This window comes from Streptodolium elevatio, assembly GCF_040649515.1.
Taxonomy (GTDB): Bacteria; Actinomycetota; Actinomycetes; order Streptomycetales; family Streptomycetaceae; genus Yinghuangia; species Yinghuangia elevatio.
This window is the reverse complement of record NZ_JBEZFP010000007.1, coordinates 33127-48773: the sequence shown is the minus strand read 5'-3', so window position 1 is coordinate 48773 and position 15647 is coordinate 33127. Positions and strand designations below refer to the sequence as shown.

Here is a 15647-nt window from a genome sequence, read left to right as displayed (position 1 = left end):
GACCCGAACACCCAGGACCCGAACACCCGGGATCCAGGAATCCAGGAAGGAGGCCGGACACCGTGAAGCCCGCACCCTTTGCCTACCACCGGGCCCGCGACGCCGCGGGGGCCGCCCGGCTCCTGGCCGAACTCGGCGACGACGCCAAGGTCATCGCGGGCGGCCAGAGCCTGGTCCCCATGATGAGCTTCCGGCTCGCCCGCCCCGGCCACCTGGTCGACATCGGCGGGCTGCGCGAACTCGACTACCTGCGTGCCGAAGCCGACGGATCGCTGCGCATCGGCGCCCTGACCACGCACCATGCGGTCGAGACCGCGCCGGACGGCGTCATCGGCCCCGGCTTCCGGGTCCTGCGCGACGCCATGTCCTGGGTGGGCCACCTGCCGATCCGCACCCGGGGGACCGTGGGCGGCAGCATCGCGCACGGCGACACGACCGCCGAGTGGTGCCTGCTCGCGGTCCTGCTCGACGCCGAGCTCACCGCGCTCGGGCCCCACGGCCGACGCGTGATCCCGGCCGCCGAGTTCTTCCACGGCTTCTACACCACCGCACTCGAACCCGACGAGATCCTGGTCGAGATCACCTTCCCCGCCCCGGCACCGCATGCGGCCCTCACCGAATTCGCCGAGCGACGCGGCGACTTCGCCATCGTCTCGACAGCCGTCTCCCTCGATCTGGGACCCGCGGGGGAGGTACGCGGCGGCCGGGTCGCCCTCGGCGGCGTCGCCCCCGCCCCGGTGCGCTCGCCCGAGGCCGAGGCCGTGCTCGCCGTCGGGGCGGCGGCCGGCGCCGAGGCCGAACTGTTCACCGCCTGCGCGCACGCCGCGGCGGCCGCGGCAGACCCGCCCCACGACGCCAACGGCAGCGCCGCGTACCGGCGCACGCTCATCCGGACGCTCGTCCAGGACGCCTGCGAGGAGGCGATGACCCGATGAACCCCGCAACCTCCGGCCGCCTCGTCGGCTCCTCGGTCCGCCGCCGGGAGGACCCCCGTCTGCTCACCGGCAACGGCCGGTTCGTCGACGACATCACCCTGCCCGGCATGCTGCACGCGCAGTTCGTGCGCAGCACCGTGGCGCACGCGGCCGTCACCGGCATAGACCTCGACGCGGTCCGCGAAGTCCGCGGCGTGGTCGCCGCCTTCGACGCCGCCGATCTCGCCCTCGGCGACATCTCCGCCCGCCTCGACCGCCCGCTCCACGAGTTCGTGCCCACCGACATGCCGATCCTGGCCCGCGACCGCGTGCGGTACGTCGGCGAACCGCTCGCCGTCGTCGTCGCCCGCGACCCCTACGCGGCCGAGGACGGCATCGAGGCGGCCAAGGTGACGTACGACGTCATGACCCCCGTCGTCTCGGACACCCAGGCCCTCGCCTCCGGCGCCCCGCGCGTCCACGAGGCCGCCGCCGCGAACACCCTCGTGGACGTCGCGATGTTCGCCACCGAGGGAATCGACGACGTCTTCGCCGCCGCGCCCTGCGTCGTCCGCGTCCGGACCAAGACCGGCCGCCAGAACGCCCTTCCGCTGGAGACCCGCGGCGCCGTCGCCGCATGGGACGCCAAGGAGGACCAACTAGTCCTGCACACCTGCACCCAGACGCCCCATCAGGTGCGCACCGTCGCGGCGTCCTGCCTCGGCCTCGACGAACGCGCGGTGCGCGTCGTGGTCCCGGACATGGGCGGCGGCTTTGGACAGAAGTGCGTGGTCGGGCGCGAGGAGATCGCCGCCGCGGCCGCCGCGCTGCGCCTCGGACGGCCGGTCAAGTGGATCGAGGACCGCAAGGACGCGCTCACCGCGTCCTTCCTCGCCCGCGAGCAACGCTACGACGTGCGGGCCGCGTTCGACGCCGACGGCGCCATCCTCGCCATCGACGCCGACGTGGTGTGCGACATGGGCGCGTACTCGTGCTACCCGTTCACCGCGGGCATCGAGCCGCTGATGGCGTCCGCCGAGATGCCGAGTGTGTACAAGGTCCCGGCGTACCGCGTGCGCGGCCGGGCCGTCACCACCAACAAGGCCCCGACCGCGCCCTACCGCGGCGTCAGCCGACCGCAGTACGTCATGGTCGTCGAACGCCTCATGGAGCGCGCGGCCCGCGAACTCGGCCTGGACGCCGTCGAGATACGCCGCCGCAACGTCATCACCGAGTTCCCCTACACCGGCATCAACCGGATCACCTACGACCCCGGCTCGTACCTGGAATCGCTCGACCTGTGCGAGCGCGTCCTGAAGGACGAGGGCTGGTACGACGCCCGGGACGCCGCCCGCCGCGAGGGCCGCCACCTCGGCATCGGCTACTCGTGCTTCAGCGAGCGCACCGGCTACGGTTCGACCGCGTTCGCGGCCCGCAAGATGCGCGTCGTGCCCGGGTTCGACATCGCCGAGGTCCGCATGGACACCACCGGCGCCGTCACCGTCACCAGCGGCACCCAGAACCACGGGCAGAGCCACGAGACGACGCTCGCCCAGATCGTCGCCGACGAACTCGGCGTCGAACTGGCGAAGGTCCGCCTGCACCAGGGCGATACGGACCGGGTCACGTACGGCTGGGGCACGTTCGCGAGCCGGTCGATCGTGGTCGGCGGCAGCGCGGTCCACCGGGCCGCCGCCAAACTCGGCGACAAGCTCGTGGAGATCGGTGCGCACCTGCTCGACGCGAAGCCCGGCGAGGTCGAGCGCGTGCCGGGGCGGATACGGCTGCGCGACGCACCCGAACGGGCGGTGACGTACGCCGACATCGCCGACGCCGCCTACCTGCGCTCGCACTTGCTGCCCGACGGCGCCGAACCCGGGCTGAGCGCGGTCGCGAGCTTCGACGTGTTCGACGACGGCACCTTCTCGAACGCCACACACGGCGTCGTCGTCGAACTCCACGAGGGCACCGGCCGCGTCGAGATCCTGCGCTACATCTGCGTCGAGGACTGCGGCGTCGCGGTCAACCCGCAGGTCGTCGAGGGCCAGTGCCGCGGCGGCATCGCCCAGGGCATCGCCGGCGCCCTGTTCGAGCAGATCACCTACGACGCGCAGGGGGAGCCGTCGGCGACCAGCTTCATGGACTACAAGGTGCCGACCGCCTGGGAGATCCCCGACGTGGCGATCCACCACCTGGAGACGCCGTGCGCGTTCACCTCGACCGGCGCCAAGGGCGCCGGCGAGGGCGGCACGATCGGCGCCCCGGCCGCCGTGCTCAACGCCGTGAACGACGCGCTGGCCCCGACCGGCGTCGAACTGGACGACACCCCCGTCACTCCCGAAACGGTACAGCGCGCCCTGGAGAACGCCTCATGACAGAGACCGGGACCGCGTCCCGCGAGACGCATCTGCTGCTCACCCTCGACGTCAACGGCGAGCGCCACGAACTCGTGGTCGAGCCACGGCGGACCCTCGTCGACGTCCTGCGCCACGACCTCGGTCTCACCGGCACCCACGTCGGCTGCGAGCACGGCATCTGCGGCGCGTGCACGATCCTCGCCGACGGACGTCCGGTACGCGCGTGCCTGATGTTCGCCGCGCAGGCCGAAGGCATGGCACTGCGCACCGTCGAGTCCCTCGCCGACGGCCGGCAACTCGGGGATTTGCAACAGGCGTTCACCGAACACCACGCACTCCAGTGCGGCTTCTGCACCCCGGGGTTCCTGATGCTCGCCGAGGGCTACCTCGCCGAGACCCCGGACCCCGCCAAGGACGAGATCCGCGAGGTCGTCGCCGCGAACCTGTGCCGCTGCACGGGCTACCAGCCGATCGTCGAGGCGATCGAGCACTGCGCCGCACGGCGCCGTGCCCGGAACCCGAAGGAGAAGTGATGCGGTTCACCAGCACCGTGCCGGTCGCCGCGCCGCCCGCGGCGGTCTTCGCACTGATCAACGACGTCGAGCGGGTGGCCACCTGCATGCCCGGCGCGGTCCTCAGCGGCCGCGACGGCGACGCCTGGCAGGGCGGGGTCAAGGTCAAGGTCGGCCCCATCACCGCCGCGTACTCCGGGACCGTGCGATTCCTGGAGGTCGACGAGGCTAACCGCCGCCTGCGGGTCCAGGCTCGCGGCACCGACACGCACGGCAGCGGGGACGCCGAGGCGGAGGTCACCGTACTGGTCGCCGACGCACCCGGCGGGGCGCGCCTCGACCTGGCCACCGACCTGGTGATCCGGGGCAAGATCGCGCAGTTCGGCAAGGGCGCCATCACCGCCGTGTCGGACCGCATCCTCCAGCAGTTCGCCCGCAACCTGGGCGGTCTGCTGGATGCCGGGCCGGCACCGTCGAACGCCACCACGGCGGTGTCGGCCTCCCGCTCCGGCGACGCGGCCCCGGGCCGCCTCGCGGCATCCGAGCCGGCGCCCGCCGCGGCATCCCACCAGGCGTCCACCCCGGCGTCCAGCCAGGCGTCCACCCAGGCGTCCGCCTCGGCGCCCACCCAAGCGTCCGCCGCGGAGTTCACCCCGGTGAGCGGCCCGGAACTCGACGGGTTCGCGATGGTCGCCGGACCCGCGCTCGCTAAGTACGCCAAGTACGCACCGGTCCTCGGAGCGTTCGCCTTCGGCGTGTTCGAAGGCTGGCTGCTCGGCCGCCTCGCGTCCGTCGAGCGACAGCTCAAGGCCGCACGGGGAGGCACCGCGTGAACGCGGCCGCGCTGTACGGCATGCCGACCGAGGACATCTACGACCGAGCCGGGTTCGGCGCCCCCGCCGGCGCGGGCAAGCGCCCCGCCGTCGTGGTCGTCGACCTCACCCGCGGGTTCACCGAGCCCGCGTACCCGACCGGCACCGACCTGACCGGCGTCGTCGCGGCCACCACCGAACTCGTCGACGCGGCACGCTTCGCGGGCGCCCCCGTGGTGTTCACGGCCATCGCGTACACGGCGGCGGAAACGGACGGCGACGGCGTCGCGTGGCTGCGCAAGGCCCCCGGCCTGCGGGCGCTGCGCGAAGGCTCCGAGGCGGTGGCGATCGATCCCCGCCTGCCGCGCGAGGACACGGACCACCTGGTCGTCAAGAAGGGGGCCTCGGCCTTCTTCGGGACGTCGTTGGCCGCGCACCTCACGGCACTCGGCTGCGACACGGCGATCGTGTGCGGCGCGACGACCAGCGGGTGCGTCCGGGCGACCGCCGTCGACGCCGTGCAGTCCGGCTTCGCCGTCCTGGTACCCGCCGACTGCGCGGGCGACCGGGCGCGCGGGCCGCACGACGCCGCGCTGTTCGACATCCACGCCAAGTACGGGGACGTCGTGAGCCTCGACCACGCCGTGGCCTATCTGCGGGCGCTCGTCCCCGCTCCGCCGCGCCGCACCACCCGCCCGAGCGGCGGTGCCCGGCCCGCCGGGCGGACGCACCGAAGCGCCCCGACGCGGGCGTGGGAAGGAGGCAACCCGTGACCGGCCGCATCGTCACCAGGGAGGCGTTCGACGACCTCGCGGGCATACCGGCCGACAGCCGGTGGGTCCGCACCGAGTCCCTGCAACTGCACGTCCTCGACTACGCCGGGCCCGACGGCCCCGCCTCCAGGGAGCGGGCGTCGCCCGAGGCCGGCCGGGCGCCGGTCGTGCTGCTGCCCGGTATCACGATGCCGGCGATCGGCATGGACTTCGTGGCCCGCGAACTCGCCGACAGCCACCGGGTCCTGGTCGTCGATGCGCGCGGACGCGGGATGTCCGACTCGGGACCCTCGTACACGTTGGAGGACTACGCCGAGGACACCGAGGCCATGTTGGACGCCTTGTGCGCGGACGGCCCGCCGCCCGTCCTCGTGGGCCACTCGCTGGGCGCGCGGATCGCGGCGGCCGTCGCGGTACGCGCCAAGGCGGCACTCGGCGGCACCGTGCTGGTCGACCCGCCGCTCAGCGGGCCGGGCCGGGGGCCGTACCCGACGAGCGCGGACGCCTTTCTAGGCCAACTCGCCGAGGCACGGAACGGCACCACCGCGGAGCAGGTCGCCGCGTCCTGGCCCCGCTGGCCGCGCCGCGAACAGGAGCTGCGGGCCCGCTGGCTGGCGAGCTGCGATCCGGAGGCCGTCGCGGCGACGCACCGCGGCTTCGAGGCCGAGGACTTCTTCCGGTGGTGGCCCTCGGTGCCGGCCCCGGCCGTGTTCCTGTACGGCGCGGAGAGCCCCGTCGTCACATCGGAGGGCGCCGCCGAGGCGGCCGCACGCAATCCGGAGGCCTCCTTCGCGGCGGTCCCGGGAGCGGCGCACATGGTCTTCTGGGACAACCCGTCCGAAGCCGTCGGCGCGTTGCGTGGCGCGCTGCGCGGCATGACGCCCTGACCTCGGCGGGGGCGCGTGGGAGACGCCGGCCGCGGAACGCGGGGACGCCGTGCTCAAATGGGCGCATGGCTGATCAGACCGCGTCCGCTCCGTCCACCCCCGTCCCGCCCGCCGTCCTGGTCGCGGCGCCCGGATACCAGGTCCGGCGCCTGCACCAGGCGTACCTGGCGGCCTGGGTCCGAGCGGTCGACCCGGTGCTCACCGGGCCGCAGTTCGCGGTCCTCACGGCCGTCGACGCGAGCCCCGGGCAGGACCAGCGGTCGCTGGCCTCGGCCGTGGCCCTGGACACCTCGACCATGGCGGACGTCGCCCGGCGGCTGGAGAACCGCGGGCTCATCGTCCGCAAGACCGCGGCCGACGACGGCCGCCGCAAGCTGCTCTACCTCACCGAGGACGGTGAGCGGTCTCTGCACGAGGCCAACCTGCGTGCGCGGGCGCTCGACGAACGGCTCCTGGAGCCGTACGACGCCGAGCAGCGCGAGCAGTTGATGGATTTGCTGGCTGCCCTCGCAGGTCACTGGGAGGGCCTGACCGAGGCGTTGTAGCCGCCGCATGGAGTCCCCGTGACCGCACCACACGTCCCCTCCGGAGCCCAGTCCGGAGCCCCTTCGGGACGCGCTTCCGAAGACCCGTCCGGAGCCCCTTCGGACCACCACATCGGCCTGATCGTGCCGAGCTCGAACCTCACCATGGAGACCGAGCTGCCGCGCCTGATGCGGGCCCGGGAAAGCGTGTTCCCCGGCGAGCGGTTCGTGTTCCACAGCAGCCGCATGCGGATGAAGCACGTCACGCCCGAGGAACTGCGCGGCATGAACGCGCAGACCCGGCGCGCGGCGGCGGAACTCGCGGACGCCCGCCCCGACGCCGTGGCGACCGCGTGCCTCGTCGCCATCATGGCCCAGGGGCCCGGGTACCACTGCACCGCCGAGGACGAGATCACCGGCGTGCTGCGTGAGGAAGGCGCCGAGGCGCCGGTCGTGTCGAGCGCGGGCGCGCTGATCACCGGCATCCGGGCGCTGGGCGCGTCGCGTGTGGCGATCGTGACGCCGTACATGCGGCAGCTCACCGATCTGGTCGTGGCGTACCTGGAGGACGCCGGCATCGGCGTGGTCGACGCGCTGAGCCTCGAAGTGCCCGACAACATTGCGGTGGCGCGCCTGGACCCCGAGGACCTGCGCGGCCACGTCAAGCGGCTCGACCTGACCGGCGCCGACGCGCTGGTGCTGTCCGCGTGCGTGCAGATGCCGTCACTTCCCGTGCTGCAGGCGGTGGAGGACGAGGCCGGCCTGCCGGTGCTGTCGGCGGCCACCGCAACCGCGTACGGCCTGCTTTCCGAACTCGGCCTCGACACCCGCGTCCCGGGCGCGGGTGCGTTGCTGAGCGGTCGCTGATTCTCGCCCCAGGCCAGGCGAAAAATCCGAAATAGGCGGTTCTCGCAGGAGATCTGGAGTGGACTATGCAATGTGACATGTCGAAGATGAGAGTTGCCGCGGTCGCCGCCTCGGCCCTGCTGCTCCTCGCCGCGTGCGGCGGGAAGGACCCGTCGGACAAGACCGGCGGCCCGCAGGACGACGGCAAAGCCGCCGGCGCCAAGGGCACCGTCACGGTCGGCCTTCTCAACCCGGCCACCGGCCCGTTCGCCGCGCTGGGCACCGACGTCAACGCCGGGTTCGAGGCGTACCTGAAGTCCAAGGGCGGCGTGCTGTCCGGCTACGGTGTGAAGGTCGCCAAGGCCGACGAGGGCACCGACGCCGCGCAAGGGACCACCAAGGCACGCCAGTTGGTGGAGCAGGACAAGGCACAGGTGGTCGTCGGACTGGTCAACTCGGCGATCGCGTACGCCGTGGCGCCGTACCTGGAGCAGTCGAACGTCCCGCTGCTGATCACCGTCGCCGGGGCCGACGGCCTGACCCGCAAAGAGAACGGCAACACCTTCCGGCTCTCCTACACCAGCTCGCAGGACTCGATGCCGGCCGGGCCGTACACCTGCAAAGACCTCGGCCACAAGAAGGCCGCCGTGCTCGCCCTCGACTACTCCTTCGGCTGGGAGGCCGCGGGCGGGTTCGCGCGGACCTACGAGGCCGCCGGCTGCACGGTCGTGCAGGAGATCTACGCACCGCTCGGCACCCAGGACTGGGGCCCGTACGTCAACCAGGTCAAGAAGGACGCCGACGTCGTGTACGTCGTCGCGCCCGGCCAGGACGGCGTGCGGCTGCTGAAGGCGTACCGCGACTTCGGCCTCAAGCTGCCGATCGTCGCGCACGGTTCGACCGTCGACGAGACCATCCTGCCGACCGAGGGCGCGACCGCCGAGGGCGTCGTCTCGTCGCTGCACTACACGCCGCAGATCGACTCGCCGCAGAACAAGGCGCTGCTCGACGCGAGCGACGGCAAGGGCAACCAATACCTCGAGGACGGCTGGGCGGCCGGCATGACGCTGGAGGCGGCGCTCGCGCAGATCGACAGCGACCCGACGCCCGAGAAGATCCGCGCCGCGCTCGCCAAGGTGAAGATCGACGCGCCGCGCGGGCCGCTGTCGTTCGACACGTACGGGCAGGCGGTCTACCCCGTCTACATCCGCAAGGTCGAGAACAAGGACGGCAAGCGCGTCAACGCGATCGTCACCACGGTCCCCGGCGTCGGCCAGTTCGGTCCCTACGACCCGGCCACGTACCTGGCCTTCCCGGGCTACGAGAAGCTCAAGGGCACGTGGGCCAAGTGAGCCGCCGACGGAGAGGTGCCTCATGCTGACCTGGCTCACCCACTCGGTCAACGGACTGGCGTACGGCTCCCTGCTGTTCCTCGTCGCCAGCGGACTGACCATCACCTTCGGCCTCATGCGCACGGTCAACCTCGCGCACGGTGCCTTCTACCTGCTCGGCGGATACCTCGCGTACGACCTGACCACCAACGGCACCGACTACTGGCTGGCGCTGCTGGCCGGCGTGTTGGCCGCGGCGACAGGCGGCATGGTCGTCGAGCGGGCGTTCCTGCACCGGCTCGCCGGCAGCGAACTGCCGCAGATCGTCCTGACGTTGGGCGTCGCGTACATCATCGGCGACCAGATCCTCGCGAACTACGGAGGAGACCCGGTCGCTCCGCCGACCCCGCCCGGGCTGGAGGGGCCGGTCACCATCGGCGACTGGGTGTTCCCCAAGTTCCGGCTGGTGATGATCGGCGTCGCCATCGCGCTCGCGGCGGTCGTCGGGGCGCTGCTGAAGTACACGCCGACCGGCGCCAAGGTGCGTGCGGCGGTGGACGACGAGGAGATCGCCCGCGCGGTGGGCATCCGCGTCCCACTCGTCTTCCTGCTGGTGTTCGGCTGCGGTACGGGACTCGCGGCGTTCGCGGGCGTGTGGGGCGGCGCCTTCACCTCGCTCGCCCCGGACAGCGGCTTCGAAGTACTGCTGCTCGCCCTGATCGTCGTCGTGGTCGGCGGCCTCGGTTCGATCGGCGGCGCGCTGCTCGCGGCGTTCCTGGTCGGGCTCGTGGACCAGTACGGCAAGGTCTGGTTCCCCGAGTGGGCCCTGTTCACGCTGTACGCGTCGGTCGCGGCGCTCCTCGCGGTGCGTCCGCGCGGCCTGTTCGGCAAGGCGGTGTTCCGATGAGCGTTGCGGAGAAGAAGCCGGCGGGGGCGGCGAAGGACCGCGTGCTGTCGCGGCGCGGCATCACGGTCACCGGCGGGTTCGCCGTCGCGGCGGTGCTGCTCGTGCTCGTGCCGTCGTTCACCGACTCCTTCTACACGTTCGTCGCGACGCGGATGCTGCTGCTCGGCCTGTTCGCGACGGCGTACAACACGGTGTTCGGCTTCGGCGGCATGTCGTCGCTCGGGCACGCGGCGTTCTTCGGCATCGGCGGCTACACCGTCGGTATCGCGGTGACCCGCTGGGACTGGCCGCCGCTCGTGGTCCTGGCCGCGGCGGTCGTGCTCGGCGCGGCGGTGGCGGCGGTGTTCGGCGTCATGTGCCTGCGGGTGCGCGGCATCTACCTGCTGCTGCTCACCCTGGCCCTCGCCCAGGCCATTGCGGGTCTGGCCTTCTACCAGACCGAATGGACCGGCGGGGACAATGGCATCCCGAACATCCCGCGCGACGGGCTGCCTTCGTCGGTGCGCGAGGGCGACGGGTACTACATGCTCACCCTGGTCGTGGTCGCGGTGTGCGTCGCGCTGCTGTGGATGTACCAGCGTTCCCCGCTGGGCATGTCGGTGGTCGGCGTGCGCGAGAGCGAGGCGCGGATGAGCGCGACCGGGTACCGCACCGGCCGCCTGCGCGTCGTCGCGTTCACCGTCTCGGGCGCGTTCTCGGCCGTCGCGGGGGTGCTGGAGGTCTACCTCCAGGGCTCGGTGTCGACGGCCAACATGTCGTGGCTGATCAGCGCCGACGTGCTGGTCTTCGCGATCCTCGGCGGCGCCCGGCACTTCCTGGGGCCGTTCCTCGGCGCCGTCTTGGTCACCGGTCTGGAGGTGTGGGTGAGCACCTACACCGACCGGTGGACGACCGTGCTCGGCATCGTCTACATCGCTACCGCGCTGTTCCTCGCCGACGGCGTCCTGGGACGCGCGGGCTGGGCGGTGCGTACCACCAAGTCCTGGTGGGAGAAGAAGAGTTCGCCGGGAGGCGCGGCACCACCCGGCGCCGCGGCGGACCCGGCCGGCGTCCCGGCGGAGGTGCGCGCATGACCGAGTACGCGATCGCGGGCGAGAACCTGACCATGCAGTTCGGGGCCTTCCGCGCCAACGACGACGTCACCCTCAAGGTCCCGGCGGGTGAACGCCGGGCGCTCATCGGCCCGAACGGCGCCGGGAAGTCCACCCTGTTCAACCTGCTGGCCGGCCAACTGCGCCCCACGGAAGGGACGGTGAGCCTGCTCGGCCGGAACGTCACCCGCCTGCCGGCCCACCGGCGGGCCCGGCTCGGACTCGCGCGTACGTTCCAACTCACCGACCTCCTGGACGAGTTGAGCGTGCGCCAGAACGTCGAACTCACGCTGGCCGCGCAGACCGGCGCGCACCGGGTGTTCTGGCGCCCACTGGGCTCGGTGGGCCGGCTCGCGGCGCAGGCCATGGAGGTCCTGGAGGAGTGGGACCTCGCGGCGTTCGCCGACCGCGCGGTGCGCGAACTCGCGTACGGGCAGCAGCGCGTCCTGGAGATCGCCCTCGCGATGTCACGCGAACCGCAGGTGCTGCTGCTCGACGAGCCGACCGCGGGCCTGTCGCCCGCCGACGCCCACCGGCTCACGAGCCTGGTCGCGGCGCTGCCGCGCACCATCACCGTCGTGATGATCGAGCACGACATGGAGGTGGCGTTCACCCTCTCCGACCAGGTCAGCGTGCTCCAACAGGGGCGGGTCATCGCGGAGGGCACCCCGGACGAGGTGTCGACGGACAACCGGGTGCTCGAGGCATACCTCGGGGAGGCGGCAGATGCTTGAACTGCGGGACGTACACACGTATTACGGCGCGAGCCATGTCCTCCAGGGCGTGTCGCTGGACGTCGCCGAGGGCGAGGTCCTCGGCGTGCTGGGCCGCAACGGCATGGGCAAGACGACGCTCGTGCACACCGTCGCGGGCCTGCTGCGCCCGCGCCGCGGATCGGTCCGGTTCGGCGGCCGGGAGATCGGCGGCTCGTCCGCCGAACGCATCGCCCGGGCCGGGATGGCGCTGGTGCCGCAGGGGCACCGCGTCTTCCCGTCGCTCACCGTCAAGGAGAACCTCAAGGTCGCGGTACGCCGCTCGGGGCCCGACGGCTGGACCGTCGACGACGTGGTGGACCGCTTCCCGGTCCTCGGCGAGCGCTACGGCCTGTCGGCGGGACTCCTGTCGGGCGGGCAACAGCAGATGCTGGCACTCGGGCGGGCCCTGGTCGGCAACGGCAGGCTCGTCCTGCTCGACGAGCCGACCGAAGGCCTCGACCCGCAGACCGTCGCCAAGGTCGGCGACGTCGTCGACGAACTCCGGCGGCGCGGCACCTCGGCGATCCTCGTCGAGCAGAAGGTTGACTTCGCGCTGCGGCGCGTCGACCGGGCCGTCGTGCTCGGACGCGGCCAGGTGGTGCACACCACCGACAACCCCCAGGAACTGCGCACCGACACGGCCGCACTCCGTGAGCTGCTGGCGGTGGGCGGAACGGCCAGGACATGACGACTGCACGAAAGGTCTTCGATGTCCGCACCAAGAATCACCCGAAGAGGGTTCGTCGTCGCGGCAACCGCCGTTTCGGGGTCGGTACTTGTCCCCGGCACGGCGGCCGCCACGCCGCGGCCCGCACCCCCTTCGACCCGACACCCGCGCGTGGTCGGCGAGGTACGCGTCGACGCGCGCACCCTCGACCTGACCGTCGACTCGCCCGCACTCGGACGCCCGGCGGCCGTACGGCTCCTGCTCCCTCCGGGCTGGAACCGCACGGCGCGACGCACCTGGCCCGTGCTCTACCTGCTGCACGGGGCCTTCGGCGACCACACCAGCTGGACCAGGTACGGCATATCCGACATCGTCGGCAACACCGACGTCATCGTGGTCATGCCGGAAGGCGGGGCGACGGGCTACTACTCGAACTGGTGGAACCACGGGGACTGGGGGAGTCCCGCGTGGGAGACCTTCCACACCCGCGAACTGCGCCGGCTCCTCGAAGGGGGTTATCGGGCCGGGCACGCACGGGCGGCCGCCGGACTGTCGATGGGCGGCCAGGGCGCGTTCACGTACGCCGCACGCAATCCCGGCATGTTCCGGGCGGCCGCCTCCTTCAGCGGCGTCCTGCACACAGCGATGGTCGAAGGAGACCTGTCCGGACCCGAAGTCATCAAGAAGTTCATCGGATTCTCCGGTGCCGACCCGACGGCGATCTGGGGTGACCCCGTCGCGCAACGCCACCTCTGGGCCGCGTTCAACCCGTACGACCTCGCCTTCCTGCTGCGCGGCGTACGCCTGTTCGCGTCCTGGGGGACCGGCGCCCCCGGCCCGCTCGACCCGGCCGGCACCACGACCGACGACATCGAACGCCTCTGCGGGACCATGTCCCGGATGTTCGCCGACCGCGCCCGCCGCCTACGCCTGGACCTCACCGTCTCCACGGGCCCAGGCACCCACACAACCGCCTACTTCCGCCAAGGCCTGGTCAACTCGTTCCCCATGCTGATGGCCGCGGTAGGCGCCCACAGGCGCTGACCGCGGATCACTCCGCCGCGCGTACCGGGACCACCGGCACGCGCGGCGGACGTGGTGTGCTTACGTCATGCCACGGCGGTGCCCTCCAATTCGACGAGCAGGGTGGGGAGAGCGAGGCGTGTCACGCCGAGCATTGTCGTGGTGGGGGCCACCCGGGCGGCGCCCAGGCGCGCGGCCAGGGCTCCGTAGTGCTGGAACAGCAGGTCGACGTCGGTGGTGTAGACGTTGAGCCTGACGAGGTTCGCGAGAGACATCCCGGCCTCGCCGAGCACGGCCTCCAGGTTGTCGATGCTCAGCGTCAGCTGCGCCGCCATGTCGTCGTCGTGCTGGGGCTTGCCGTCCCCGCTCGTCGCGGTCTGGCCGGAGATGTACAAGGTGCGCGTGTGCCCGGAGACGACCTCGCCCTGGTTGAATCCCATCTCCACCGACCACTGCACAGGGTTGACCGCGGTCCGCTCCATGGCAACATCAGCTCCATTCGCTTCGTAGGGGAAGTGCGCACGTCCATCGGCTCGACCACCGCCGTCCGACGCCGCATGAAGGAGCCTGCCAGCGAATCACGACACCCACTGTCATGTATTCCGCACGGGTTCACCCGGGGACGCCAAGGGGTGTCCGGCGTGGCGGCCGCCTGCCCATCGTTAAGTCAGACGACAGTGAGCGTTCCGGAATCCGGCGTTGATCGGCGCCGTTCGGGACTGGATCGTGGTGGTTGTCATCAACACCAGGGGAGATCCGATGTCCACGCTTACCGATCGCAGCACGGGACGACAACCCGGGGGCGAGGGGGAGGAGAGCCCCGCGGAGCGCGACGCGCGGTTCGAGCGGGACGCACTCGCGCACCTGAACCGGCTGTACGCGGCCGGCCTGCGCATGACCGGGAGCCGGGCCGAGGCCGAGGACCTGGTGCAGGAGACGTATTTGCGGGCGTACCGGTTGTTCCCGCGCCTGAGCTGCGACGCCGACCTGGCGGCCTTCCTGTTCCGGGTGCAGAACAACGTGTGGCTGAACTCGTACCGGTCGGCGCGGCCTACGAGCGCGGCCCCGCTGCCGGACTTCTCGGACGGCCAGTACTGGCGGTCGTCGGAGGTCGAGGCGCTGGAGCGGATGACGGACGAGGCGGTCACCACGGCGTTGGGGGCGCTCGCTCCCGAGCTGAGGGTGGTCCTCTACTTCGCGGACGTCGAGGGCTACTCCTACCAGGAGATCGCCGACATCACCGACACCCCGCGCGGCATCGTCATGACCCGGCTCTTCCAGGCGAGGCGGCGCCTCCGCACGCTTCTGACGAACCACGCCCTGCGCCGCGCCTGCGCGTAGCGCGCCTGGCGCGGCTAGCTTGCCAGCAGGCCTTCCCGGAGCCGGCGGCAGGTGCTGCTGAGCAGGCGCGAGATGTGCATCTGGGACAGCCCGATGCGCTCGCCTATCTCGGACTGCGTCATGTCGTCGCGGAACCGCATCGTGAGGATCCGCCGGTCGCGGTCCGGCAGTTGGGCGATCAGCGGGCGCAGCGCCGCGAGGTTCTCGGCGAGCTCCAGCGCCGGGTCCTCGGCGCCGTACACCGCGTGCACGGTGTCCGGGGCATCGGGACTCAGGGTGCGGTCCAAGGACGTGACGCGGTGCGCGTCCCCCAGGGCGAGGCCCTTGCGGACCTCCGCGGTCGGGACGCCCATGTGCTCGGCGATGTCGTCCTCGGACGGGACGCGTCCCAGGCGGGCGGCGAGCTCGTCGCGGGCCTTGACCACCCTCAGGAACAGTTCCTGCTCGGACCGGCGTACGTGCAGCTGCCACGTGTGGTCGCGGAAGTAGCGCTTGACCTCGCCGGAGATCGTCGGCATCGCGTACGCCAGGAAGCCGTTCCCCTGTCCGGGCCGGTATCCGTCGACGGCTTTGATGAGCCCCACCACCGCCACCTGCCGAAGGTCGTCGCGCAGATCGGGGCGCCGGTGGTAGCGGGCGCTCACCAGGCCGGCCAGGTTGAGGTTCAGTTCGACTATCTCGTTGCGCAGCGCTCGGTGCCTCGGCGTGCCGAACGGCAGCGCGCGCAGTCGGCGCAGCAGTGCTTCGGTGCGCTCGCGCAGTCGGTCGCCGGCCGGGGCGGGGTCGCGTGGCATGGGGTCCTCTCCCATCGCGGGCGATCGGCCGCCGGTCGTGCGGGGCCATCGGCGGGCGTGCAGCCGACCGTCGCGGGCCCGTCGTCGGGCCGTCGTCGGGGTTGCCGCCCGGG

Annotated in this window: 17 protein-coding genes; 15 read left to right on the top strand and 2 right to left on the bottom strand. The window is 72.0% G+C overall.

All coding sequences use genetic code 11. The features are described 5' to 3' along the window. Positions 1–62: 62 nt before the first annotated feature. The 14 genes from AB0C36_RS04335 to AB0C36_RS04270 all read left to right on the top strand — a co-directional run bounded on the left by AB0C36_RS04335 (position 63) and on the right by AB0C36_RS04270 (position 13420). Complete coding sequence (locus AB0C36_RS04335) at positions 63–935, top strand: FAD binding domain-containing protein (RefSeq protein ID WP_358349000.1); 873 nt, start codon at positions 63–65, stop codon at positions 933–935. Then, positions 932–3289, top strand: coding sequence for a xanthine dehydrogenase family protein molybdopterin-binding subunit (locus tag AB0C36_RS04330; RefSeq protein WP_358348998.1), 2358 nt, complete (start codon positions 932–934; stop codon positions 3287–3289). Before AB0C36_RS04335 ends, AB0C36_RS04330 begins: the two co-directional genes overlap by 4 nt. Further along, positions 3286–3804, top strand: a complete 519-nt coding sequence (locus AB0C36_RS04325) for a (2Fe-2S)-binding protein (protein WP_358348995.1) — start codon at positions 3286–3288, stop codon at positions 3802–3804. Before AB0C36_RS04330 ends, AB0C36_RS04325 begins: the two co-directional genes overlap by 4 nt. Continuing rightward, positions 3804–4616, top strand: coding sequence for an SRPBCC family protein (locus tag AB0C36_RS04320; protein ID WP_358348992.1), 813 nt, complete (start codon positions 3804–3806; stop codon positions 4614–4616). Before AB0C36_RS04325 ends, AB0C36_RS04320 begins: the two co-directional genes overlap by 1 nt. 20 nt (positions 4617–4636) lie before the next feature. Next, entirely contained in the window at positions 4637–5368 is a 732-nt protein-coding gene (locus tag AB0C36_RS04315) for an isochorismatase family protein (RefSeq protein ID WP_358349202.1), read from the top strand. After that, a complete protein-coding gene (locus AB0C36_RS04310) occupies positions 5365–6255 on the top strand; it encodes an alpha/beta fold hydrolase (RefSeq protein WP_358348990.1) in 891 nt (296 codons plus the stop codon). Before AB0C36_RS04315 ends, AB0C36_RS04310 begins: the two co-directional genes overlap by 4 nt. A gap of 65 nt (positions 6256–6320) precedes the next feature. Beyond that, positions 6321–6800 carry a MarR family winged helix-turn-helix transcriptional regulator gene (locus AB0C36_RS04305; protein WP_358348988.1) on the top strand — a complete coding sequence of 160 codons (480 nt, stop codon included), beginning with the start codon at positions 6321–6323 and terminating at the stop codon, positions 6798–6800. Positions 6801–6911: 111 nt separating this feature from the next. Continuing rightward, positions 6912–7646 (top strand): maleate cis-trans isomerase family protein, encoded by a 735-nt coding sequence (locus AB0C36_RS04300; RefSeq protein WP_358349199.1) that lies wholly within the window; start codon positions 6912–6914, stop codon positions 7644–7646. Positions 7647–7723: 77 nt separating this feature from the next. Next, complete coding sequence (locus AB0C36_RS04295; RefSeq protein ID WP_358348985.1) at positions 7724–8977, top strand: ABC transporter substrate-binding protein; 1254 nt, start codon at positions 7724–7726, stop codon at positions 8975–8977. Between the two features lie 22 nt (positions 8978–8999). Then, positions 9000–9863: a branched-chain amino acid ABC transporter permease gene (locus tag AB0C36_RS04290; protein WP_358348982.1), complete on the top strand. Its 864-nt coding sequence runs from the start codon at positions 9000–9002 to the stop codon at positions 9861–9863. Then, positions 9860–10936 carry a branched-chain amino acid ABC transporter permease gene (locus AB0C36_RS04285; RefSeq protein WP_358348979.1) on the top strand — a complete coding sequence of 359 codons (1077 nt, stop codon included), beginning with the start codon at positions 9860–9862 and terminating at the stop codon, positions 10934–10936. Before AB0C36_RS04290 ends, AB0C36_RS04285 begins: the two co-directional genes overlap by 4 nt. Beyond that, positions 10933–11688 carry an ABC transporter ATP-binding protein gene (locus tag AB0C36_RS04280; RefSeq protein ID WP_358348977.1) on the top strand — a complete coding sequence of 252 codons (756 nt, stop codon included), beginning with the start codon at positions 10933–10935 and terminating at the stop codon, positions 11686–11688. The genes AB0C36_RS04285 and AB0C36_RS04280 overlap by 4 nt, the downstream gene beginning before the upstream one ends. Beyond that, positions 11681–12397 (top strand): ABC transporter ATP-binding protein, encoded by a 717-nt coding sequence (locus AB0C36_RS04275; RefSeq protein WP_358348974.1) that lies wholly within the window; start codon positions 11681–11683, stop codon positions 12395–12397. Before AB0C36_RS04280 ends, AB0C36_RS04275 begins: the two co-directional genes overlap by 8 nt. A 21-nt stretch (positions 12398–12418) precedes the next feature. Continuing rightward, entirely contained in the window at positions 12419–13420 is a 1002-nt protein-coding gene (locus AB0C36_RS04270; protein ID WP_358348971.1) for an alpha/beta hydrolase, read from the top strand. Positions 13421–13485: 65 nt separating this feature from the next. On the opposite strand, the gene AB0C36_RS04265 is transcribed toward AB0C36_RS04270, so the two are convergent. Then, the gene (locus tag AB0C36_RS04265; protein WP_358348968.1) at positions 13486–13881 is read right to left on the bottom strand and encodes a RidA family protein; all 396 of its coding nucleotides are present in this window, start codon (positions 13879–13881) and stop codon (positions 13486–13488) included. A 277-nt stretch (positions 13882–14158) separates the two neighbouring features. On the opposite strand from AB0C36_RS04265, the gene AB0C36_RS04260 reads away from it, so the two are divergent. Further along, positions 14159–14740 carry a sigma-70 family RNA polymerase sigma factor gene (locus tag AB0C36_RS04260; protein ID WP_358348965.1) on the top strand — a complete coding sequence of 194 codons (582 nt, stop codon included), beginning with the start codon at positions 14159–14161 and terminating at the stop codon, positions 14738–14740. Positions 14741–14754: 14 nt separating this feature from the next. Here the strand turns inward: AB0C36_RS04260 and AB0C36_RS04255 are convergent, their stop codons facing one another. Further along, complete coding sequence (locus AB0C36_RS04255; RefSeq protein WP_358348962.1) at positions 14755–15534, bottom strand: SigB/SigF/SigG family RNA polymerase sigma factor; 780 nt, start codon at positions 15532–15534, stop codon at positions 14755–14757. Positions 15535–15647: the final 113 nt, after the last annotated feature.